The following is a 21,148-nucleotide window of genomic DNA, read 5'->3' on the forward strand; positions in this document are numbered from 1 at the left end:
GTACTGCACCCGGGAGGGTGTGGGAGAGTAGGACACCGCCGGACAACACATCACGGTCGAGGCCCCAACCACAGGTTGGGGCCTCCCGCATTTAAGCAACCAACCACCAAACCAAGCTCCCTGAAGGCATTCGGGGAAGTGACGGTGTGTTGGCGGAGGCACTTTTGGGTTAAGAGACCCCGGTAGAGTTGATCACCATGAACAGCCTCTTCAGCCATGCCCAGGACCCCTGGGAAGACGACAGCCAGCCCGCATCGGATCTGCTGGAGCCTGTGGTGCATACCGTCGTGGTGCCGGGGACCATAGCCCATGCCTTCGCCGGCTTCACGGACCATACACACCTGTGGTGGCCGCTGGAAGCCCATGGCGTTTACGGGGCTGACTCCTATGTCGAGTTCGAAGAGAACCTCCTTCTTGAGACCGCTGACGACGGCCGGACGACTATCTGGGGAACGCTTGATGACTGGCAGCCGCCGTTCTCTTTCCACGCAACGTGGCATCCCGGCACCACTGCCCTGTGGTCCACTGAACTCCTCGTGGTATTCAAAGCTGTGGATGAGGGAACAGAAGTTCGCGTATTCCATGACGGGTGGGAAGGTGCCGAGGACCCCGCTGCAGTCCGTGCTGAATACGCCGACGCCTGGCCGGAGATCCTGGCAAGGTATGCCCGGTTCATGGGGGCTGAATGACCGAAATCCGTCGCCTGGAAGAGGGAGACGCGACGCTGCGCCGTTGTATCGCAGCAGCAACGGTATGAACTGCAGGCGGACCTGCTGGAGCTTGGAGTGCATGAGCACAATGTGCGGGCCCAGCGCCTCTACCTGCGCCAAGGCTTCAGGGACACAGGAAGGCGTAAGCCCTACCCGCTGAATCCGGCTGCCAAGGTGGCTGGTGATGGAACTGCAGCTCAAGCCCAAAGCTGACGGGGAGTAGCTACAGCGTCCGAGTAGAAGCCTGCGCTGGCGGTACCGCCGTACTCGTTCGGATGATGAACTCCGTGGGATATTCGTGGTCGGTGGCACTTTGTCCCGCACCGCCGTCGGACTTCTGCCCGCCATCGCCCAGCAAGTCGAGGGCGGTTCGTGCCGCCAGCTGGCCCTGCCCCCGCGGATCCTGGCTGATGGTGGTCAACCCGAACGTCTCGCCAAGCTCATGCCCGTCCATGCCCACCACGGAAAGATCGTGCGGAACCTGCAGGCCGAAGTCACGTGCTGCGAGGATGATGCCGACAGCCATCTCGTCAGAAGCCGCGAACACGGCAGTAGGCCGTTCCGCTGCCGTCCCCAGCATGCGGCGTGCGCCCGCATACGCGCCGTGAATGGTGAAATCGGCCGGTACCTGCCATTCCCGGCGAACCGGCAGGCCCGCAGCCGCCATCGCCTTTTCGAAGCCGCCGCGGCGGATTCCCGGCAGCTTGAAGTCGCGGTCCAGTTCCGCGTCACCCGTCATGTGCGCAATCCGGGTGTGGCCCAGCCGGATGAGGTGGTCGGTGGCCTCCCGTGCCAGCCGTTCATCGTCAATACGGATGGTGGACGCGCCCGGCAGCGCTCCGCCGATCCCCACGATCGGACGGTGGACGGCCAAGAGCTGCAGGATCTCCTCTTCACTCAGCACCAATGCCACCGCGATCACGGCGTCCAGGCGCTTCCGCAGCAGGAAGTCGTTGAGCACGCTGCTGCGCCGTTCAGGCTGCTCGCCCACGTTATACAGCGTGAGGTCGTAGCCAGCATCCAGCAGGGTCTCCGAGACTCCCTCAAGTACCGAGGAGAAGTACCACCGGTGCACATGCGGCACCACAAGCCCGATGTTGTGGTTGCGCCCCGAAGCGAGGCTGGAAGCGTGGTAGGACGGGACAAAGCCCAGCTCCTGCGCAGCTTCCTGGGCGAGCCGGCGGGCCCGCGGCGACACGTTGGCCTTCCCGCTCAACGCCCGGGACACGGTGGCCACGGACAGGCCCGCTTTGGCTGCTACCTCCTTGATGCCCGCCATGCTCAGTCTGCTGCGGCGCCGGGTCCAAGCTGGATCCAGGCAGTCTCGCCCGAGGCGAGGTGCGTACCGGACTCCGAGGGAAGGCTGCGGACGATGACCTGCCCGGCGGGCAATTCCAGTGGCTCGTGGTTGAGGTTCATAAGCACCAGCGTAGTGCCGTTGACATACCCGAGTGAGGAACCGGTGCACCAGTCCTCTGCCCAGGCGAGCGAGCCCCGGCCCAGGTCCAGGTCCCTCCGGATCCGAAGGATGTTCCGGTACAGCGCGAGGTGCGACGACGGCGAATCAGCCTGGACGTCGCGCGCCAAGGCCGGGAACGAGGGCGGAAACGGCAGCCAGGGGGTGTCTCCGGCACCAAAGCCGAGGTTCTTGTCCGCGGCACGCCACGGGAGCGGAACGCGGCAGCCGTCACGGCCCAGGCGCTCCCCGCCGGTCCGCGCGAAAGTGGGGTCCTGCCGCTGATGCTCGGGGATGTCGATGCCGTCGGGCAACCCAAGCTCTTCACCCTGGTACAGGTAGGCTGCACCCGGCAGTCCCAGCATGAACAGCGAAGCGGCAGCTGCCCGGCGGCGCCCTAGTGCGGTGTCCGGCTGGGGATCAGCGGGGCCAATCCCGTCCCCGTCCCGAGGCCCCGGCCCGTTGTAGCCGAAGCGGCTGGCATGCCGGACGACGTCGTGGTTGGACAGCACCCAAGTGCTTGGAGCGCCAACGGCGTCCAGCGCCACCAGCGAGTCCGTGATCACCCCGCGCAGCCGGTGGACGTCCAACCCTGCATGCAGGTACGGGAAGTTAAAGGCCTGGTGCATCTGGTCCTCCCGTACCCAGTCCGCCAGCCGCGGCAGCGGATCAACATTGGCCTCGGCGCAGAGGATGCGGTCCGGCCCGTACTCGTCCAGGATTCGGCGCCAGTGGCGGTAGATGTCATGCAGGGCCGGCTGCCCGAACATCGGTGCTTCATGGCCTGGGAACCCGTCGCTGCTCCCGCCGTCCGCCCGTCCGCCCCAGGCCGGAAGCCCGGGGGCCTTGACCAGGGCGTGGGCAACGTCCACGCGGAAACCGGAGACGCCGCGGTCAAGCCAGAACCGGAGGACGCGTTCAAACTCGGCATGGACGGCCGGGTTGTCCCAGTTGAAGTCGGGCTGGGAGGAATCGAAGAGGTGAAGGTACCACTGGTCCGGCTGGCCGTCCGGGCCGGCCACCCGGGTCCAGGCAGGCCCGCCGAAGTGGGACTGCCAGTTGTTGGGCGGCTCGTGACCGCCGGATCCCCTGCCGTCGCGGAAAATGAACATCTCCCGCTCGGGGCTGCCGGCGGGCGCCGCCAGGGCAGCCTGGAAAGCGGCGTGCTGGTCCGAGCAGTGGTTGGGAACCAGGTCCACGATGACCCGCAGGCCCAGCCGGTGGGACTCGGCCATCATGACGTCGAAGTCGCCAAGGGTGCCGAAAATCGGGTCCACATCGCAGTAGTCGCTGACATCGTAGCCAGCATCGCGCTGCGGAGAGCGGTAGAAAGGCGACAGCCAAACCGCGTCCACGCCGAGGTCCGCCAGGTGCGGAAGTTCCTCGGTGATGCCGGCAAGGTCGCCTATGCCGTCGCCGTTGAAGTCGCGGAAAGACCGCGGGTACACCTGATAGATCACGGCTGAGCGCCACCAGCCCGGGACGGCGTCCGCAGAGTGGATGAGTGTCAGCGGGCCGGCATCGAGCGTAGTGCTGGGGATCACAGTTTCGACAGACATGGTTGACAGCTTAGACAAGGAGAAGGGGAAAATGAAAACGCTTCCATATTCTTACGGCCGCATATTGTTCGCCACGAGGGCGTTGCTGCAGGTCAGTAGTGGAAACGCTTGCAGTGATGCAGGGATACGTTACGAAGTGCGTGCGCGGGTGCCCCTAGACTGAGGAGACAAATTCGGCGTCGGATGGAGGCCTTGTGGGCAGCGTGCTTGATGAACTCGAGGGCATGCTCGCCCCTGGGCAGGTTGACGTGAGAGAGGCCGCGCTCCGCCGGTACGCCGTGGACCAGGCGCCTATCATCGACTTCCACCTGCCACTCGCCGTCGTTTTCCCGCAATCCGTTGCGGACGTCCAGGCCGTGGTGCGCGCCTGTGCGGCCAGGGGTGTGGCGGTGGTGGCCCGGGGAGCAGGGACTGGAGTGTCCGGAGGCGCCCACGCCACGCGCAATTGCGTTGTCATGTCGCTGGAGCGGATGGACCACATCCTTGCACTCAACCCGGACGACGAAACGGCAGTCGTGGAACCCGGAGTGGTCAACGCGGTGCTCAACGAAGCTGCCGCCGTGCATGGCTTGATGTACGCACCGGACCCAGCGAGCTTCCGCACGTCCACGATCGGCGGCAATGTGGCCACGAACGCGGGCGGGCTGCGCTGCGCAAAGTACGGGGTCACCAGGGACTCGGTGCTGGCCCTCGACGTGGTGCTTGCGGACGGTTCCCTTCTCCACACCGGCCACCAGACGTTCAAGGGCGTAGCGGGCTATGACCTGACGGGACTGTTTGTCGGATCGGAAGGGACGCTGGGCATTGTCGTCGGAATCACCGTGCGGCTGAAGTACCTGCCCCACGAGGTGCACACAGTGGCAGCCTTCTATCCCGACTTCCGGATGGCTGCCGCGGGCGTCCTGGCGGTAGGAAAGGCGCGGGTCCAGCCCGCCATCATGGAACTGCTCGACGGCGGCACGTTGGCCCAGCTGGACGACATCCATGGGTCGAACCTCACGGCACGGGGCGGCTCCCTGCTCCTGGTTCAAACGGACGGGTTCGGCGCCGGCCCCGAGGCGGAGGTGGTGCGCACGGTTCTGCGGTCCGGTGGTGCGGCAGTCACCGCGGAAGCCAGCGCCGAGGCTGAACGGCTGGTGGAGCTCCGGCGCCACAGCAGGGGTACGGAAGTTGACGATGAGTACCGGGTGGGGGAGGACGTGGCCGTGCCGCGTTCGCGCCTGGTGGATTACGTCGGCGCGCTGGAGGCCATGGCCGTCCGCCACAACGTGAACCTCAAAGTGGTGGCCCACGCCGGGGACGGCAATCTGCACCCCACCTTCTGGATCGAGCGGGACGGCAGCGGCGTGGACGCCGGGGCGATGGAGCGGCTCCAGCGGGCCCTGGACGAAAGCATTACGGCCGCCCTGGACATGGGCGGCACCATCACCGGCGAACACGGGGTGGGCCAGTACAAGCTGCGGTGGCTGGGGCAGGAGCAGCCGGCGCCGCTGCAGCAGCTACAGCGCAGGATCAAGGAACTGTTCGACCCCGAGGGCATCCTGAACCCGGGTAAAGCGATCCTGCCTTAGTCGTCCGCGTCCGGGTATTCGTCGATGGACTCCTCGTCGCCATACCGGGACTCCTCGGTCTCCACCTCGAGGATCTTCAGCAGCCCGGTGTCCGGGTTCAGCATGATGGCGGCCTCATCCCGGCGGTGGCGGAGGATGGAGTCAATGTAGGACTGCACCGCCTCGGCCAGGGGAATGTGGCGTTCCTGCTTCTCGGACATGTACCAGCGGTGTTCCAGGACCTCGTGGACCACCTCCGCCTGTTCCAGCTTGCCCGACATGTCACGCGGGATGGAACGGACGATCGGCTCGAAAACCTGGCTGACCCACAGGTGGGCACTGTATTCCTCATCCATGTCCGGGTTGTTGTCAGCCCGGAAGGAGTCCATGTCGTTGAGCAGGCGGCGCGCCTGGTTCTCCTGTGCGTCCAGGCCGGTGAGGCGGAGCAGGCGCCGCTGGTGGTGCCCGGCGTCCACCACCTTCGGCTGCAGCTGGATGGTGGAACCGTTCTGGGTGGTCTTGATGGCATATTCCTCAACGTCGAAGCCGAGTTCGTTGAGGCGGCGGATGCGGGCACCCACGCGCCAGCGCTCGCCGAGTTCGAAGGACTCCTTCTCGGTCAGCTCAGCCCAGAGGCGGCGGTAGCTGTCCATGATGAGTTCACTGGTGGCCACGGGGTCCACCTTTTCCTCGATCAGTCCGCCGTCCAAAAGGTCCATGAGTTCGCCGGCAATGTTGACCCGTGCGATTTCAAGATCGTATTCGCGCTGGCCCGTGGAGAGGTCCGGGTACAGCTCGCCGGTTTCCGCGTCCACGAGGTAGGCGGCAAAGGCGCCGGCGTCGCGGCGGAACAGGGTGTTGGAGAGGGACACGTCGCCCCAGTAGAACCCGATCAGGTGCAGCCGCACCAGGAGCAGCGCCTGGGCGTCGATGAGGCGGGTCAGGGTGTCCTTGCGGAGCATCTGGGAGAACAGCGCCCGGTACGGCATGGAGAACTTGAGGTGCCGTGTGACCAGGACCGGGTTGAGCGGCCGGCCGTCCGGGGTTGCGCGGCCGGTAATGACCGCCACCGGCTCCACGCAGGGCACGTCCAGCCGTGCGAGCTTACGGAGCATGTGGTATTCGTGCCGGGCCACGTGCTCCGAGGTTTCCTTGATGGCGATGACGGAGCCGCCGAGGTGGGCGAAGCGGACGATGTGCCGGGAGATACCGCGGGGGAGGGCAGCGAGGTATTCGGCCGGCCAGTCTTCCAGGGCGATGTGCCAGGGCAGGTCCAACAGTTCGGGATCGGCTGCAGCGGCGGTGATGTTAAGCGACGAGACCGAGGCGGCTTTCCCGTCGTCCGCACTGGCGGCCACGAAGCGCGGCAGTTTTCCGATCTGCGCGTAGTCGGTGGGTTCGTCGTGCCACTGGGCGCTGTATTCCTCGGTCATGGTTCAATTCTTCCGTACTTGGCGGTGGGCGGCTAAATTGCCGGCAGGCGCAGTTAAAGGCCGACGGCGGCCCACACCGTTTGCGAAAAGGTGTGGGCCGCCGTCGGTTAGAGCGCGATTCAGTCGCCCAGGCGCAGGCCGGTCTTGGTATCGAACAGGTGCACGTGGCCCGACTGCGGGCGGACGTAGATGGATTCGCCCTTCATCGGAGGGCGGCGGCCGTCGACGCGTGCCACGATGTCGTGGTCCTTGCCGTCCAGCGTGGTGTGGCCGTAGACGTAGGCATCGGCGCCGAGTTCTTCGACGACGTCCACCTCAACCTTCAGGCCCTCGCCGTGCGGAGCGGTTTCCAGGTCTTCGGGGCGGCTGCCGAGGGTGACGGTGGAGCCGTGTGCCTCTTCCAGGACGTCGCGCGGCACGGGGTAGACGGTGCCGCCGAACTGGACACCGCCGTCAACGACGGGCAGTTCCAGCAGGTTCATGGCGGGGGAGCCGATGAAGCCGGCAACGAAGACGTTCTTGGGACGGTCGTAGAGGTTGCGCGGGGTGTCAACCTGCTGCAGCAGGCCGTCCTTGAGCACAGCCACGCGGTCACCCATGGTCATGGCCTCGACCTGGTCGTGGGTCACGTAGACCGTGGTGACGCCGAGGCGGCGGGTCAGCGACGCGATCTGCGTACGGGTCTGGACACGCAGCTTGGCGTCCAGGTTGGACAGCGGCTCGTCCATGAGGAAGACCTGCGGGTTACGCACGATGGCGCGGCCCATGGCAACACGCTGGCGCTGGCCGCCGGAGAGTGCCTTCGGCTTGCGGTCCAGGTACTGCTCGAGGTCGAGGAGCTTTGCTGCTTCGCGAACGCGCTCGGCGCGCTCTTCCTTGGAGACGCCGGCGATCTTGAGGGCAAAGCCCATGTTGTCGGCCACAGTCATGTGCGGGTACAGCGCGTAGTTCTGGAACACCATCGCGATGTCGCGGTCCTTCGGCGGAACATCGGTGACGTCGCGGTCACCGATCAGGATGCGGCCGGCGTTGACGTCCTCGAGGCCTGCGAGCATGCGCAGGGAGGTGGACTTACCGCAACCGGAGGGTCCCACGAGGACCAGGAATTCGCCATCGGCGATGTCGATGTTGAGCTTATCGACGGCGGGCTTATCTGTGCCCGGGTACAGACGCGTAGCGTTGTCAAAAGTAACTGTAGCCACAGTTATCAATCCCTTCACCGGCAGGTACGTGCCGGACGATCCGTTGTGAATGGTTCATGTTTGTTCAGTTTTGTGTTGCAAGGTGGACTGCGGACCGGCCGCAGTGCACCGAGTGACGCCGCACGGTGTCTGTGCGCCACATCACAAGCAAGAGTATGTCAGACGCGTTGTTTATTGTTGCAAATGTTACGGACGTCACATGTTGTCTTGGGCACCCTTTACTCCGGCGCCCCGTCCGGATCCTCTTCCGCGACGGCCAGGCTCCGCTCCTGCAGCAGCGCCTCAAGCAGCTCCGCAACGTGCACCGGCGCCTCCACGCGGTACTGCGCCTGGGTGAAGTCCAGGCCCACTTTCACGCCCACATCGCCGGGCTCCAGCCGTGCCAGCGCGTCTTCGTCAGTGGTGTCATCCCCGGCGAACAGGACTGCCGTGGCGCCTGTTGCCTGCCTCAGGAATGTGACGCCTTCGCCTTTCGAGGCGTTGACGACGGAGGTCTCCAGGACGCGCTTGCCGTCCTTCAGGAACACGCCTTTCCGGTCCTGCAGGAGGGAGCGTGCGGCAGCTACCGCGTCCGCGGCGACGTCGTCCGCCGCCTGTCGCGTGTGCAGCACCACGCCTGCCGGCTTGTCCTCGAGCATGGTTCCGGGAGCCTCGGCCACAATCTCCGCGAGGAGGGCGCGGACCTCGGCCAGCAGTGCCGTCTGCTGTTCATCCAGTGTGAGCCCGGTGGAACCGGGCCCCAGCCAGGCTTCCGCCCCGTGGCTGCCGATGAGCAGGGAGTCCACGGGCGGCGAAGCGACGGCGCGCAGGCTGGCAAGGGCCCGGCCTGAGATGAGGGCCGTCGTCGTCCGCGGCAGCGCGGCGAGCCCAGCGAAGGCGGCGGCCGCGCGCGGCAGGGGGCGCGCGTCATCGGCGTGCGCCACTATGGGCGCCATGGTCCCGTCGAAGTCCATGGCCACCAGCAGATGTTCGGTGCCGGCCACGCGCCGGACGGCCTGGCGGAGCTCCGGGGACAGCGCCAGGAAAGTTCCGGTGCGGCCGTCAGGAGTCATCCCGGACCACCTTTTCGTTCAGGGCCCGGAGGAAATCGGCGGACCAGGCATCCACGTCGTGTTCAAGAATCTGCTTCCGCATGGCGCGCATCCTCCTGGCAGCATCGCGGGGAGGCAGTTCAACGGCACGCATGATGGTGCTCTTGAGGCCGTCGATATCGTGCGGGTTCATTAGCAGGGCCTGCTTGAGCTGGTCGGCGGCACCGGCAAATTCACTGAGGACCAGGGCGCCGTCGTTGTTGGTCCGCGCGGTGACATATTCCTTGGCCACGAGGTTCATGCCGTCCCGCAAGGCGGTGACCAGCATGACGTCGGCGGCCAGGTACAGGGCCACCATTTCCTCTACCGGGTAGCTGTGGTGCAGGTAGCGGACGGCGGTGTTTTCGATGGTGTCGTAGGTGCCGTTGATGTGTCCCACCGTGCCCTCCACCTCTTCGCGCAGGAGGCGGTACTGTTCCACGCGCTCACGGCTGGGGGAGGCCACCTGGATCAGGGTCGCGTCGCCCACCTTGAGCTTGCCGTCGGCCAGGAGCTCCTCGAATGCCTTAAGCCGGTGCCGGATGCCCTTGGTGTAGTCCAACCGGTCCACGCCGAGCAGGATGGTCTTGGGATTTCCCAGGTCCTGGCGGATCTGCCGTGCCCGCTCAATGATCTCCGGCCTGGCGGCAAGTTCGCTGATTTGTTGGACGTCAATGGAGATGGGAAAAGCCTGCGCCCTGGCAATGTGGGTGATTTGGCCGTCCTGGCCTTTGACATGCACCTGCTGCTGCTTGACGCTGGCACCCAGGAACCGCCGTGCCGAGCGCATGAAATTCCCTGCGTCGCTTACCCGCTGGAAGCCCACCAGGTCGGCGCCGAGGAGCCCATCAATGATTGCGTGCCGCCAGGGCAGCTGCGCGAAAATCTCCGGTGGCGGGAAGGGGATGTGGTTGAAGAACCCGATCCGCAGGTCCGGGCGGGCCCGGCGCAGCATCCGGGGGACCAGTTGCAGCTGGTAGTCCTGCACCCACACCGTGGCGCCCTTGTCCGCGTGGCGGGCGACGGCGTCGGCGAACCTCTGGTTGACCTTCCGGTAGGTGTCCCACCACGTGCGGTGGAATTCCGGCGGGGCGATGACGTCGTGGTAGAGCGGCCAGAGGGTGGCGTTGGAGAAGCCCTCGTAGTACAGCTCCACGTCATCGGTACTGAGCTGGACGGGCACCAGGTCCATGCCGCCGTGGCTGAAAGGCTCTACCGTTTCGTCGGGGGCTCCGTGCCAGCCCACCCATGCGCCGTCGGTCTTGGTCATCATCGGGGCCAGCGCGGTGACGAGGCCGCCCGGCGAGCGGCGCCAGCCCGAGCCGTCATCCCCGCTTTCGCCGGGTGCGCAGCGGTCGACGGGCAGCCTGTTGGAGACCACCATGAAGTCGTATTTGGTCTCGCCGCCATGGCTGCTGCCGGCGGCGCCGGCTGCAGCTGTAGCGGCGGGTTTTTCCTGGATGGGTGTTTGCATTGCGGCCCCCTGGGGTTGCTTGTGCCTCTTTCCCCACCCTAACGGGACGGAATCATCGGTGCTATTCGTCCGTTGGTCAAGCCCGATAAATACTTGAAGGGGCAAGCTCTCAGGTTTCTCCCCTAAAATGGGGGTGTGCCACGAAGTGGACCCCCTACGTCGATCGACCCAAGGAACTCATGAGCCCTGCAAACGAAGTACGCAAGTCCAAGGCTGAGCGAACCGCGGAGGCGCGCGAGAAAGCGCGCCTGATCCGGGAAGCCCAGGTCAAGAAGGACAAGCGCAACAAGCTGCTGATCGGCTGGGGCATCGTCGCGGCGGTGGTGGCCATCCTTGCGGTCGTGGCCCTGGTGGTTACCACCAGCATCCGGCAGAACACGCCCATCGCGGACCAGGGCCCGGTGCCCGCCAACGGCAACGTCAACGGCGGTGTAACGCTGCTGGCCAACACCGAGGTAAGGGCCACGGATTCGGCCACGGTGGACATTGCCAACCTTCCGGCCAAACCCGACGCCCTGCCCAACCCGGTGGTTGCCCCGGGCGCCGAGGCCGAGGAAGGCCAGCCGGTGAAGATCGTGGCCTACATCGACTTCATCTGCCCCGTCTGCAAGCGCTTCGAGGACACCTACAACGACGCGCTCACCGGGCTCCGCAACGAGGGCAAGATCTCCCTTGAATACCGGCCGCTGGGCTTCCTGGACCGCCAGTCCAGCACCAACTACTCGTCCCGCGCAGCCAACGCCGCCGCCTGCGTAGCTGACCAGGCGCCGGACAAGTACGCCGAATACGTCGACGTCCTGTTCACGAACCAGCCTGCCGAAGGCGGAGCGGGCCTCTCGGACGACAAACTCAAGTCCCTCGCCAGCGAGATCGGTGCGGACATCAACAGCTGCGTGGACGACAAGACTTTCCGCCCCTACGTGAAGTACTCCACGCAGCTGGCGTCCAACACCGGCATCACCGGCACCCCCACCATCTTCATTGACGGCAAGCAGTGGGACGGCACCACCGACCTGAATGCCGACATCCAGGCCGCGGTCGACGCGAAGGCCTAGCCCCGGCCCGACTGCTGCCACAAGGGGCCCGTTCCCGGAACGTCAAACTGTTCCGGGACCGGGCCCCTTGCTGTCCCATTCCGGTATGGCCTGCCTTGCCGCCGGCGTTTTTACCACCGGCGGGAGTTGGGCTAACCTTATCTAGCGCCGTCACGGCGCCCGCCCGCGAGGGCACGCCTCCTTAGCTCAGTTGGCCAGAGCACCGCTCTTGTAAAGCGGGGGTCGTCGGTTCGAATCCGACAGGGGGCTCCAGAAGAACCCGCCGCGTGGCCTGGTCCTAGCTGCCGGATACCCGGGGGCTGTCAGCCTCCTGCAGCTCCACCTCGGCTGTCGCCTGGATCAGTGCCAGGAGTTCGGGATCCAGCCCGGGGGAGAATTCCTCCCGGCGCTCAGGCGAAATGGTCATCGGGACACCCTCGGGCATGACATCGGTCCTCAGTTCCGTTCCGTCGTTGGACGGGGAAGCGCCCCGGAAGAGCTTGCCGGCCTCGCTGAGGTTGTCCGCACTGAACGTGTACTGGATGCTCTGGAGTCCCTGGTCCAGCAGCTTCTTCACTTCCGGGAATTGTTCAGCCTTCGTCTTTGGAATGGGCAGGACCTTGCCCCAGTTCACGCCAAGGCTTTTGAGCGCCTTGGCGAACGCGTTCTCGTGTGCCTGGTCCCGGACGATGAGGTAGGCGATGGTGGAACGGGCGGTCTTGTTGTCCGTCATTTCGTAGATCCGGCACTTCTGCAGCCGGCCGGTGGATTCAAGCATCAGGTTGTACAGCAGGTCCAGGACCAGGTTTCCGCTGTTGTACACGTAGGAACCGCTCCAGGGGTTTCCGACGGAGTCAACCGGCAGCGCACCCTGTGCTCCCACGAGGTAGTGGTGGATGTTGCCTGTGTCGAGGGCAATCTTCAGCGGCGTGGCTCCCTTCGCCCCCGGCTCATCCACGGGGTCGGTCTTCTTGCCCTGGTATCTGGGGGAACCGTCCAGCAGCTGCGAGATGGTGGTTCCTATTAGTTCGACATGGCTGATCTCCTCGGTTCCGACGCCCTGGAGGAGGTCCTTGTAGGGCTTTGCCGTCGCGTCCCCGCGGAAATTCATGCTCTGGAACAGGTACTGCATCATGGTGCGCATCTCGCCGAACTGCCCGCCAAGGCCCTCCTGGAGGGCGTTGGCTGCGGCGGGGTCCGGCTCATCGGCGGCGATTTCATTGATCAGGAGTTGGGTGTGCAGGTACATGGGGCCGTTTCCTCACTATTGCTCTGATACTGAGTGCTGCAGTTCATCGGGTTCAACGGCCCTTCGTTCCATGGGTCGCAGTAACTCCCGGAGCGCTGTGGCCGTCCGCCCATGGACCCGGTGGACAACCAGTGCCCCCATACCATAAGCATGCTTAGTATCTGGATGGCAAGGGTTCCTGGAAAAGTTGGGGGCATGCTCCCGGACGGGTTTAAGCTGGTGTCATCTTCAAATAATCAGCCTGCTGATAAAAGGAGGATGGGTGCCATGCCCAAGACCGGGAAAAACGATCACGCACGCAAGGACGAACTTCCGTCAACGCTGCAGCGCTCGGAGCAAAAGGCCCAGGACACGTTCGCCAAGACCTATGATTCCGCGTTGGAGTCCTACAGCAACGATGAGAGCCGCGCCGCCCGCGCCGCCTACGCATCCCTTAAGCACAGCTACGAGAAGGTGGGGGACCACTGGGAACCCAAGGGCAAGAAGGGCCCGTCCGACAAGCGGGCCGAGGAGGGCGTCAAATCCTCCAAGCCCACCGCCGGGGGAGTGGATGCCAATGCTTCCAAGGAGCACTTGCTCCAGCTCGCCAAGAAGCTGGATGTCAAGGGCCGTTCAAAGATGGACAAGGGCGAACTGGTCAAGGCACTCCAGAAGGCCAATGACGCAGCCACCCGGAAGGCCAGGCAGTAGCCTCTCTGCGCGCCTGCCGTGACAGGGCACATCGCAGGTTCCGGAGCGCTGGCACTCTTGCCGTAACGCGTCCCAGGGTGTCGAATCAGAGGACACGTTAGGACGGGTTGCAGGGCAAAGACGCCAGGAGGATCCCATGTCGGTCAAAGGCACGAAGGACACAGCGAGGACATCTGGCGGCCGGACCGGCCCGGAAGCACGCCGCTCAGACGGGTCTGCCGGAATTGCCGCCGAGGAGCCGGCCAGAATCCGCAACATCGCACTGGTCGGCCATTCGGGTGCGGGCAAAACGATGCTCATTGAAGCATTGCTCGCCGCCAACGGCGTCATCACGCGGAAAGGGTCCATCGCCGACGGAACAACGGTGAGTGATTCCGATCCTGCCGCTGTCCACCAGCAGCGCTCCGTCACGCTCTCGCTGGTGCCCCTGCTGGTGGACGGCATCAAAGTCAACCTGCTGGACACTCCCGGCTACCCGGACTTCATCGGCGAGATGCGCGCTGGGCTGCGTGCCGCGGATGCTGCCCTCTTCGTCGTTTCGGCCGTCGACGGGATCGACGCCACCACCACTGCCCTGTGGGCGGAGTGTGAGCAGGCGAGGCTGCCACGCGCCGTCGTGATTACCCGGACGGACCACCCGCGCGCTGATTACGACGGCGCGCTCGCCGAGTGCCGGAAGGCGTTCGGGGAGGGCGTCCTTCCGCTCTACGTCCCGGTCCGGACGGGCGGGGACGTCACCGGGCTCCTGGGGCTTTTGTCCCGGACCGTCACCGATTATTCGGCGGGGGAGACTCCCGGCTCCCGTCAGGCGGACGCGGGCGAACTGGCAGGCGTCGAGGCAGCCAGGGGCGAGCTGATCGAGGGGATCATCGCCGAGAGCGAGGATGAGACCCTGATGGACCGCTACCTGGGCGGTGAGGACATCGACACCGGGGTTTTGATCGACGACCTGGAAACCGCTGTTGCCCGGAGTTCGTTCTTTCCGGTCCTTCCAGCGTCGGCGCTGACGGGCCTGGGCACCGCAGAACTGCTGGAAGTGCTGGTCCGCGCGTTCCCGCCGCCCACGGAGCGCGGCCTGCCAGGGGTGACCGACCTGGCGGGGCAACCGGAGGGGTCGCTGGCCTGCGACCCCGCCGGACCGCTGGCCGCAGAGGTGGTCCGGACATCCATCGACCCGTTCCTCGGACGGATCTGCCTTGTCCGGGTCTTTTCCGGGACGCTGCGTGAAGACTCGCCGGTGCATGTTGGCGGGCACGGGCTCGCGGACCGCGGCCACCAGGACCACGACACCGACGAGCGCGTCACCCACATCTACTCGCCGCTCGGGGCAACCCTGCGGCCGGTGCCGTACTGCGTGGCCGGGGACATGTGCGCGCTGGCCAAATTGGGGAGCGCTGAAACGGGGGACACCATTTCCTCCCGGGACAAGCCCCTGATCCTCGCAACCTGGGAAATGCCGGAGCCGCTGCTTCCAGTGGCGGTGGAACCGGACTCCCGCAGCGACGAGGATGCGCTGGCACGAAGTTTGGGCAAGATCGCGGCCGGGGACCCCACCCTCCGGGTGGAACGGAACGCCGAAACACACCAGCTGGTCCTGTGGGTGATGGGCGAAGCGCACGCCGAGGTGGTGCTGGACCGGCTTCGCGAGCAGGGCGTGAAGCTGCATACGGTGGACGTGGTGACCCCGCTTCGGGAAACCTTCGCGGCCCCCTCGGCCGGGCATGGCCGCCATGTGAAGCAGTCAGGCGGCCACGGGCAATATGCCGTCTGCGACATTGAGGTGGAACCGCTCGACCGCGGCGGGGGCTTCGAGTTCCTGGACAAGACGGTTGGCGGAGTGATCCCCGGGACCTTCATCCCGTCCGTGGAGAAGGGTGTCCGCGCGCAGATGGAGAAGGGGGTATCGGCAGGGTTCCCGGTGGTGGATGTACGGGTGACGCTGGTGGGCGGCAAGGCGCACAGCGTCGACTCCTCGGACGCCGCCTTCCAGGCCGCCGGCGCACTGGCGTTGAGGGAGGCTGCTGCAGCGGGAAGAATCCAGCTCCTGGAGCCGGTGTCATCCGTGGGTATCACCGTTTCGGACGAGCACGTCGGTTCCGTCATGAGCGATCTGTCCGGCCGGCGCGGAAGGCTTACCGGAACCACCTCCACCGGGGACGGGCTGACCGAAATCAGCGCAGAAGTGCCGGACCAGGAACTGCTGCGCTACGCCGTCGAACTCAGGGCCCTGACCGCCGGAACCGGCCGGTTCACCCGCCGCTACCTGCGGCACGACCCTGTGCCCGCCAGCTTCAGCCCCTCCTAAGCCTTTCCCCCGATGAACGCGGCCGCACGGAAGATCCAGCGGGTCTACCTGACGCTGACACTGGGCAACACCCTTGCAACGTCCTTCATCTGGGGGATTAACACCCTCTTCCTGCTCGACGCCGGACTCAGCAACCTCGAAGCCTTTGCCGCCAACGCCTTTTTCACGGCCGGCATGGTGCTCTTCGAGGTGCCTACGGGCGTCGTCGCGGACAGCTGGGGCCGGCGGGTGTCATTCCTGCTCGGCACCATCACCCTGGCTTCATCCACATTCCTGTACTACCTGCTCTGGCAGTGGTCAGCCCCGTTCTGGTGGTGGGCTGTTGTCTCCGTGCTGCTGGGCCTCGGGTTCACCTTCTTTTCCGGCGCAGTGGAAGCCTGGCTGGTGGACGCCCTGCATTTTTCCGGCTACGACGGCGGGCTGGAAGCGGTGCTCGGGCGGGGGCAGATGGTGTCCGGGGTGGCCATGCTGGGCGGTTCCGTGGCAGGCGGCGTGATCGCCCAGGCCACCGACCTGGGTGTGCCGTTCCTGATCCGCGTGGGCGTCCTGGTGGCCATGTTTGGCGTGGCGTTCCTGCTCATGCACGATGTCGGCTTCACCCCGGAGCGGTCGCCGCACCCACTGCGGGCGACCCGATCGGTCCTGAAAGCTTCGATCGACGGCGGTTTCAAGCACCCGCCGGTGCGGTACATCATGCTGGCAGCCCCGTTCACCGAGGGCGTTGGCTTCTATGTCTTCTATGCCCTGCAGCCCTACCTGCTCCAGCTGTTCGGGGACCCCCGGGCCTACGCCGTTGCGGGGCTGGCGGCTGCCATCGTGGCGGGAGCGGACATCGTGGGCGGATGGATGGCGCCCCGCGTCCGGAAACGGGTCCGCAGGCGCACCACCGTTCTGATCGTGAGCAACGTGGTCAGCTCCTTGATCCTGGTGGTGCTGCTGTTCACCACGGCGTTCTGGCTGGCCCTGGTCCTGCTGGCCCTGTGGGCAGTGGTGGGCGCGGCAGGCACGCCGGTGCGCCAGGCGTACCTGAACGACATGATTGCGTCGAAGCAGCGCGCAACCGTCCTCAGCTTCGATTCCCTGATGGGCTCCAGCGGCGGCGTGGTGGTGCAACCCCTGCTCGGCCGGAGTGCGGACCTCTACGGCTATCCGGCATCACTGGCTGTCAGCGGCGTGGTGCAACTGCTGGCCGCGCCGTTCATCCTGCTCAGCCGCCGGCAGCGCTCGCAGGCGGACACGGCGTCGGACCTCACCGCAGCACCCTAGCCGTAAACCGCAGGCAGTCCGGACCGTAGCCGCCGCAGCCTCAGTCCCCGTCCATCAGTTCAAGCAGCTTGCGTGCCGCGTCCCGGATGTCGTCGTGGCCGTACTGGGCAGCCCTTCCCTCGAGCGAGATGACCGCGCACCGGTGCACCTTGCTGAAGTCCCCGTACGGAAAGCTGACGCTGCCCTTGGTGCCCTCCGTCTTTTCGTCATCCCGGCCCAGGTGCCACGCTGCGAAGTCCTTGAAGCCGTGCTTGTCGATGAACGAGTTTTCCTGGTCCGTGGACGGGGCATGCTCGCTCCAGTCATCCCGGATATCCCGTTGGACCTTTCCTTCCTTGATCAGCCTGCGCGCCTGCTCAAGTGCCGTCCGGTTAAGCTTCGCTGCCATGGTGCCTCCTTCACGCGGTGCTCCGGCTGCTGGGGCCGGGCGCGCTTTCAGCGTAGGACCGCGCCCGGCAAACCGCCACGGGTTAACGGCTGCGAGACGGGCGGGAAACGTCGGCCAAGCCCGCGCCCTGCACGGGGAATCCGCGGCAGGCGCCGCGTGATTGTCCGGTGGAACACACTATTGCGCCGGTGACGGGATCATGCCCTAAACTGCTTCACTGAGGTGCCGGAAATGGCGCTGCGCAGCAACGAAAGTGAACAGGCTATGGCTACCGATTACGATGCTCCACGCAAGCAGGAAGAAGAGTCTCCGGCTGACTCGCTTGAGGCCCTCCAGGCGTCACGTGGCGGCAATGCGCAGACCGCGGTCATTGACATCGATGAGAACGACACCGCCGAAGGTATCGACCTGCCCGGCGCCGACCTGTCAAACGAGGAACTGACCGTCATTGTTGTTCCCGAGCAGCAGGACGAATTCACCTGTTCATCGTGCTTCCTGGTCCGCCACAGGTCACAGGTGGCGCTGGAAAAGAACGGCATGAAGTACTGCATCGAGTGCGAAGGCTGACCCCCGTTCTGCAGCAGTCCGGCGGCCGTTACCGCCGGTAACGGGATGATGCAGAAACGGCAGCGGAAGGGTCAAGAAAGGCCAGGAATCAGCGCCTTTTTTATGGCCCCTTAATGCTGGCCGCGGCAGACTAACGGTTGCGCGCCGAAGCGGCCACAAGCCTCGTTTCGCGTGCATGAGGCTCCTAGTCTTGAGCTATCCAATCGCTCCTTCCTTGGGTGGCTCCACAATGAAAAAACTCTCCATTTGGCTCACGGCTATCCTTATGGCCGTCGGCCTGGGAATCCTGGTTCCGGGGCCCGCCTCGGCAACCACCTCGTATTGCGGACTGGTCTGGGGGTCCCTGTCCAAAGCTGACGACACGTTCAGCAAAGCATCAGTCACCAACGTCCGGACCGGGCAGCACTACTGCTTCGACCGGATGGTGGTGGACCTCAACGGCCCTGCAACGGGCTACAGCGTGAGCTACGTTCCGCAGGTGGTCCAGGACGGTTCCGGCTTCACCGTCCCTGTCCGGGGTGGCGCCCGGCTGCAGGTCAGGGTGAATGCCCCCGCCTACGATCCGCAAACCGGGCAGCCCACGTATAACCCGGGCAACCAGGCGGAACTCTCGAATGTTGCCAACTACCAGACCTTCCGCCAGGTGGCCTGGGCCGGCAGCTACGAGGGGTACACCAACATCGGCCTCGGCGTTCGTGCCCGCCTTCCGTTCCGGGTGTTCACCTTGGACGGCCCTGGTTCCGGCTCCCGCCTGGTGGTTGATGTGGCGCACTTCTGGTGACGCGTCCGCCGTCGTAAGGCAAAAAGGTGCCGTACCCCCGGATCCGGGGGCACGGCACCTTTTACGTGCGGACTGCAAATTCCTACTCGGGGACCACCAGGGCAGGGGTGTCCTGCTTCAGGGTTTCGCCGCGGAAGAAGCCGGGCCGCACCTTGGCCATTACCAGCATGAACACCGCGCCCATGGCCAGGATCCCGACGCCCAGCACGAAGACCAGGCCAACGCCGAAGACCTCCGAACCGCTGCCGAACTCGGGCGCGAGGCTGTCCACGGCGGTCTGGAAGAACACCACGAACAGGCCCACCCCGCCAAGCACCGGGCACAGCAGCCGCAGGATGAAGTTGCGGGCGCTGCTGAAGACGCTGTGCCGGAAGTACCAGGCGCAGGCCAGCGCTGTCAGGCCGTAGTAGAAGCAGATCATCAGGCCCAGCGACACGATGGTGTCGTTCAGGACGTTCTCGCTGACCACATGCATGACGGCGTAGAACCCGGCAGAAACGAGGCCTGCAATGACGGTGGCGAAGCCCGGCGTCGCGAACTTCCTGCTGACCTTGCCGAACCGCTCCGGCAGGGCGCCGTAGTGCCCCATGGCCAGCAGGCCGCGCGCGGGGGACATGAACGTGGACTGCAGGGAGGCGGCTGAGCTGGACAGCACGGCAAGGGACATCAGGATGGCGAACGGGCCCATGATGGGGGAGGCGAGGGCTGTGAAGATGTTCTCGTGGTTGTCCTCATTGTTGAGCCCGTTGCCCGTATCGCCGAGTCCGGCGAACATCATGGTGGCGATGCTGACCAGGAGGTAGATGGCAAGGACAATGATGGCGGTCAGGGTACCGGCCACACCGGCTGTCTTCTTGCCGTTGGCCGTTTCCTCGTTAAGCGTCAGGCAGACGTCCCATCCCCAGTACACGAAGATGGACAGTGAGATCCCGGCGGCTATCTGGCTGAAGGTTTCGACTTTGGTGATGTCGAACCACTCCCAGCTGAAGGGGATGGCCGTTTCGGAAGCGGACCAGTTGGCGAACGCCATGGCCACGAACAGTCCAAGGACCAGCAGCTGGAACCCCACCAGGCCGTACTGCACCAGCTTGGTGGCGTGCAGGCCGCGGTAGCTGACCCAGACGGCCAGGGCCACGAACACGAAGCAGGTCAGGACGTTGATTGCCTTGTTGTCCGCTAGGTCCGCAAGCTCGGCGGAGCCTGTGAGCTGGGACAGGAAAAGGTAGAAGAAATCGACGGCCACGCCCGCGAGGTTGGACAGGACGATGATGTTGGCGGCGAGCAGGCCCCAGCCGCCCATCCAGCCCACCCAGGGGCCGAAGGCCTTGGTAACCCAGGTGAAGGTGGTACCGCTGTCCGGGGAATCGGCGTTGAGTTCCCGGTAGGCGAGCGAGACCAGGATCATGGGGATGAACCCGATCAGGAAGATGACAGGCAGCTGGAGTCCGACTTCATTGACGGTGGGGCCCAGTGCACTGGTGAGGGTGTAGGCGGGGGCAATGGTGGAAATACCAAGGACGACGACGGCGAGGAGGCCCAGCTGCCCGCCCTTCAGTCCTTTGGCGCTGATTCCGCCGCTGCCCGAGGGTTGGTTGCCGGAGCCGGCTGACGACGTACTGGTGCGGAGCGTCTCTGTCATGGCACCACTTTCTGAAGACTCTATGATCACGATCACTATATGAATGACGTTCATTTAGTATGGGGGCGGGAAGGCCGGAGCGCAAGGGGCAATATGAATCACATTCGTTTATGACCGGCGCCACTCCGGTTAGTAAGCTCACTGAGAAATTCTTGTCCGGGCGCTTCAGGCCTTTCGCGGGGCTGGTAGCGTCGCACGTACTGGACCACTCGAGGAGGACTGATGAAAGCTTCACCGACCCTGACCAACAACCTGCAGGCCGTGCTCACCGACCTGATTGAACTGCACATCCAGGGCAAGCAGGCGCACTGGAACATCGTGGGCACCAACTTCCGGGACCTCCACCTGCAGCTTGATGAGATTGTTGATGCCGCGCGGCAGTTTGCCGATGACACGGCCGAGCGCATGCGCGCCCTGCATGCACTTCCGGACGGCCGCAGCTCCACTGTGTCCGGGTCCACCAGCCTGGCGCCGTTCCCCGAGGGCCTGATCAGCACCAAGGATGCGATCGAACGGATCGTGGCCGCCCTCGAGGCGGCCGTGGGCACCATGCGCAAGGTCCATGACGAGGTGGACGAGGAAGACCCCACCAGCGCGGACCTGCTGCACGAGTTCATCCTCAAACTGGAGCAGTTCTCCTGGATGGTGAACGCCGAAACCATGAAGCCCACGGCCAGCGTAACCGCCCCGGATTCCAAGTAGCCCGCCGGCGGGGAACGCCGGCACGCAGCAAGCGCCCGGCGTCGGAGGTTCATCTCCGGCGCCGGGCGCTTTT

Annotated in this window: 18 protein-coding genes and 1 tRNA gene; 10 read left to right on the forward strand and 9 right to left on the reverse strand. The window is 65.2% G+C overall.

Annotated elements, in window-relative coordinates; translation table 11 throughout:
* Positions 1 to 197 precede the first annotated feature (197 nt).
* Positions 198 to 689, forward strand: a complete 492-nt coding sequence (locus tag AC5RU7_RS20030) for an SRPBCC family protein (RefSeq protein WP_494053706.1) — start codon at positions 198 to 200, stop codon at positions 687 to 689.
* A 244-nt stretch (positions 690 to 933) separates the two neighbouring features.
* Here the strand turns inward: AC5RU7_RS20030 and AC5RU7_RS20035 are convergent, their stop codons facing one another.
* Complete coding sequence (locus AC5RU7_RS20035) at positions 934 to 1,989, reverse strand: LacI family DNA-binding transcriptional regulator (RefSeq protein ID WP_494053707.1); 1,056 nt, start codon at positions 1,987 to 1,989, stop codon at positions 934 to 936.
* A 2-nt stretch (positions 1,990 to 1,991) separates the two neighbouring features.
* Positions 1,992 to 3,725 (reverse strand): glycoside hydrolase family 13 protein, encoded by a 1,734-nt coding sequence (locus AC5RU7_RS20040; RefSeq protein ID WP_494053708.1) that lies wholly within the window; start codon positions 3,723 to 3,725, stop codon positions 1,992 to 1,994.
* Between the two features lie 194 nt (positions 3,726 to 3,919).
* Between AC5RU7_RS20040 and AC5RU7_RS20045 the strand changes: the two genes are divergently transcribed.
* A complete protein-coding gene (locus AC5RU7_RS20045; protein WP_494053709.1) occupies positions 3,920 to 5,296 on the forward strand; it encodes an FAD-binding oxidoreductase in 1,377 nt (458 codons plus the stop codon).
* On the opposite strand, the gene AC5RU7_RS20050 is transcribed toward AC5RU7_RS20045, so the two are convergent.
* The 4 genes from AC5RU7_RS20050 to AC5RU7_RS20065 form a co-directional block, all read right to left on the reverse strand.
* The gene (locus tag AC5RU7_RS20050) at positions 5,293 to 6,708 is read right to left on the reverse strand and encodes a DUF4032 domain-containing protein (RefSeq protein WP_009359149.1); all 1,416 of its coding nucleotides are present in this window, start codon (positions 6,706 to 6,708) and stop codon (positions 5,293 to 5,295) included. The two genes, AC5RU7_RS20045 and AC5RU7_RS20050, sit on opposite strands and share 4 nt — an antisense overlap.
* A 119-nt stretch (positions 6,709 to 6,827) precedes the next feature.
* Positions 6,828 to 7,910 carry an ABC transporter ATP-binding protein gene (locus tag AC5RU7_RS20055; protein ID WP_013599924.1) on the reverse strand — a complete coding sequence of 361 codons (1,083 nt, stop codon included), beginning with the start codon at positions 7,908 to 7,910 and terminating at the stop codon, positions 6,828 to 6,830.
* A 218-nt stretch (positions 7,911 to 8,128) separates the two neighbouring features.
* A complete protein-coding gene (gene otsB / locus AC5RU7_RS20060) occupies positions 8,129 to 8,962 on the reverse strand; it encodes a trehalose-phosphatase (protein WP_494053710.1) in 834 nt (277 codons plus the stop codon).
* Positions 8,952 to 10,454 (reverse strand): alpha,alpha-trehalose-phosphate synthase (UDP-forming), encoded by a 1,503-nt coding sequence (locus tag AC5RU7_RS20065; protein WP_494053711.1) that lies wholly within the window; start codon positions 10,452 to 10,454, stop codon positions 8,952 to 8,954. The genes otsB and AC5RU7_RS20065 overlap by 11 nt, the downstream gene beginning before the upstream one ends.
* A 179-nt stretch (positions 10,455 to 10,633) precedes the next feature.
* On the opposite strand from AC5RU7_RS20065, the gene AC5RU7_RS20070 reads away from it, so the two are divergent.
* Both AC5RU7_RS20070 and AC5RU7_RS20075 read left to right on the forward strand, forming a co-directional pair.
* A complete protein-coding gene (locus AC5RU7_RS20070; RefSeq protein ID WP_494053712.1) occupies positions 10,634 to 11,509 on the forward strand; it encodes a DsbA family protein in 876 nt (291 codons plus the stop codon).
* A gap of 175 nt (positions 11,510 to 11,684) precedes the next feature.
* Positions 11,685 to 11,761, forward strand: a tRNA-Thr gene (locus AC5RU7_RS20075).
* A gap of 25 nt (positions 11,762 to 11,786) precedes the next feature.
* Here AC5RU7_RS20075 and AC5RU7_RS20080 read toward each other — a convergent pair.
* Positions 11,787 to 12,737: a manganese catalase family protein gene (locus tag AC5RU7_RS20080; protein ID WP_494053713.1), complete on the reverse strand. Its 951-nt coding sequence runs from the start codon at positions 12,735 to 12,737 to the stop codon at positions 11,787 to 11,789.
* A 267-nt stretch (positions 12,738 to 13,004) separates the two neighbouring features.
* On the opposite strand from AC5RU7_RS20080, the gene AC5RU7_RS20085 reads away from it, so the two are divergent.
* The 3 genes from AC5RU7_RS20085 to AC5RU7_RS20095 all read left to right on the forward strand — a co-directional run bounded on the left by AC5RU7_RS20085 (position 13,005) and on the right by AC5RU7_RS20095 (position 16,998).
* Positions 13,005 to 13,427, forward strand: a complete 423-nt coding sequence (locus AC5RU7_RS20085) for a ChaB family protein (RefSeq protein WP_494053714.1) — start codon at positions 13,005 to 13,007, stop codon at positions 13,425 to 13,427.
* A gap of 136 nt (positions 13,428 to 13,563) precedes the next feature.
* Positions 13,564 to 15,732 carry an elongation factor G-like protein EF-G2 gene (locus tag AC5RU7_RS20090; RefSeq protein WP_494053715.1) on the forward strand — a complete coding sequence of 723 codons (2,169 nt, stop codon included), beginning with the start codon at positions 13,564 to 13,566 and terminating at the stop codon, positions 15,730 to 15,732.
* A gap of 12 nt (positions 15,733 to 15,744) precedes the next feature.
* Entirely contained in the window at positions 15,745 to 16,998 is a 1,254-nt protein-coding gene (locus tag AC5RU7_RS20095; protein WP_494053716.1) for an MFS transporter, read from the forward strand.
* Between the two features lie 40 nt (positions 16,999 to 17,038).
* Here AC5RU7_RS20095 and AC5RU7_RS20100 read toward each other — a convergent pair whose 3' ends face one another.
* A complete protein-coding gene (locus tag AC5RU7_RS20100) occupies positions 17,039 to 17,386 on the reverse strand; it encodes a hypothetical protein (protein WP_494012232.1) in 348 nt (115 codons plus the stop codon).
* 264 nt (positions 17,387 to 17,650) lie between these two features.
* Here AC5RU7_RS20100 and AC5RU7_RS20105 point away from each other — a divergent pair, with 264 nt between their 5' ends.
* Positions 17,651 to 17,953: a DUF4193 domain-containing protein gene (locus AC5RU7_RS20105; RefSeq protein ID WP_494053724.1), complete on the forward strand. Its 303-nt coding sequence runs from the start codon at positions 17,651 to 17,653 to the stop codon at positions 17,951 to 17,953.
* A 229-nt stretch (positions 17,954 to 18,182) separates the two neighbouring features.
* Positions 18,183 to 18,734, forward strand: coding sequence for an AMIN-like domain-containing (lipo)protein (locus tag AC5RU7_RS20110; protein ID WP_494053717.1), 552 nt, complete (start codon positions 18,183 to 18,185; stop codon positions 18,732 to 18,734).
* An 82-nt stretch (positions 18,735 to 18,816) separates the two neighbouring features.
* On the opposite strand, the gene AC5RU7_RS20115 is transcribed toward AC5RU7_RS20110, so the two are convergent.
* Complete coding sequence (locus AC5RU7_RS20115) at positions 18,817 to 20,373, reverse strand: APC family permease (protein ID WP_494053718.1); 1,557 nt, start codon at positions 20,371 to 20,373, stop codon at positions 18,817 to 18,819.
* A gap of 222 nt (positions 20,374 to 20,595) precedes the next feature.
* Between AC5RU7_RS20115 and AC5RU7_RS20120 the strand changes: the two genes are divergently transcribed.
* Positions 20,596 to 21,075: a Dps family protein gene (locus tag AC5RU7_RS20120; protein ID WP_494053719.1), complete on the forward strand. Its 480-nt coding sequence runs from the start codon at positions 20,596 to 20,598 to the stop codon at positions 21,073 to 21,075.
* The last annotated feature ends 73 nt before the right edge of the window (positions 21,076 to 21,148 follow it).

Source organism: Arthrobacter sp. K410C, from assembly GCF_059090105.1.

What these genes read in the sequence shown, in the direction of transcription:
- AC5RU7_RS20095 (WP_494053716.1), top strand. Translation starts at nt 15,745, where the DNA reads ATGAACGCGGCCGCACGGAAGATCCAGCGGGTCTACCTGACGCTGACA.
- AC5RU7_RS20035 (WP_494053707.1), bottom strand. Translation starts at nt 1,989, where the DNA reads ATGGCGGGCATCAAGGAGGTAGCAGCCAAAGCGGGCCTGTCCGTGGCC.
- AC5RU7_RS20030 (WP_494053706.1), top strand. Translation starts at nt 198, where the DNA reads ATGAACAGCCTCTTCAGCCATGCCCAGGACCCCTGGGAAGACGACAGC.
- AC5RU7_RS20115 (WP_494053718.1), bottom strand. Translation starts at nt 20,373, where the DNA reads ATGACAGAGACGCTCCGCACCAGTACGTCGTCAGCCGGCTCCGGCAAC.
- AC5RU7_RS20110 (WP_494053717.1), top strand. Translation starts at nt 18,183, where the DNA reads ATGAAAAAACTCTCCATTTGGCTCACGGCTATCCTTATGGCCGTCGGC.
- AC5RU7_RS20080 (WP_494053713.1), bottom strand. Translation starts at nt 12,737, where the DNA reads ATGTACCTGCACACCCAACTCCTGATCAATGAAATCGCCGCCGATGAG.
- AC5RU7_RS20120 (WP_494053719.1), top strand. Translation starts at nt 20,596, where the DNA reads ATGAAAGCTTCACCGACCCTGACCAACAACCTGCAGGCCGTGCTCACC.
- AC5RU7_RS20065 (WP_494053711.1), bottom strand. Translation starts at nt 10,454, where the DNA reads ATGCAAACACCCATCCAGGAAAAACCCGCCGCTACAGCTGCAGCCGGC.
- otsB (WP_494053710.1), bottom strand. Translation starts at nt 8,962, where the DNA reads ATGACTCCTGACGGCCGCACCGGAACTTTCCTGGCGCTGTCCCCGGAG.
- AC5RU7_RS20100 (WP_494012232.1), bottom strand. Translation starts at nt 17,386, where the DNA reads ATGGCAGCGAAGCTTAACCGGACGGCACTTGAGCAGGCGCGCAGGCTG.
- AC5RU7_RS20085 (WP_494053714.1), top strand. Translation starts at nt 13,005, where the DNA reads ATGCCCAAGACCGGGAAAAACGATCACGCACGCAAGGACGAACTTCCG.
- AC5RU7_RS20090 (WP_494053715.1), top strand. Translation starts at nt 13,564, where the DNA reads ATGTCGGTCAAAGGCACGAAGGACACAGCGAGGACATCTGGCGGCCGG.
- AC5RU7_RS20050 (WP_009359149.1), bottom strand. Translation starts at nt 6,708, where the DNA reads ATGACCGAGGAATACAGCGCCCAGTGGCACGACGAACCCACCGACTAC.
- AC5RU7_RS20040 (WP_494053708.1), bottom strand. Translation starts at nt 3,725, where the DNA reads ATGTCTGTCGAAACTGTGATCCCCAGCACTACGCTCGATGCCGGCCCG.
- AC5RU7_RS20070 (WP_494053712.1), top strand. Translation starts at nt 10,634, where the DNA reads ATGAGCCCTGCAAACGAAGTACGCAAGTCCAAGGCTGAGCGAACCGCG.
- AC5RU7_RS20105 (WP_494053724.1), top strand. Translation starts at nt 17,651, where the DNA reads ATGGCTACCGATTACGATGCTCCACGCAAGCAGGAAGAAGAGTCTCCG.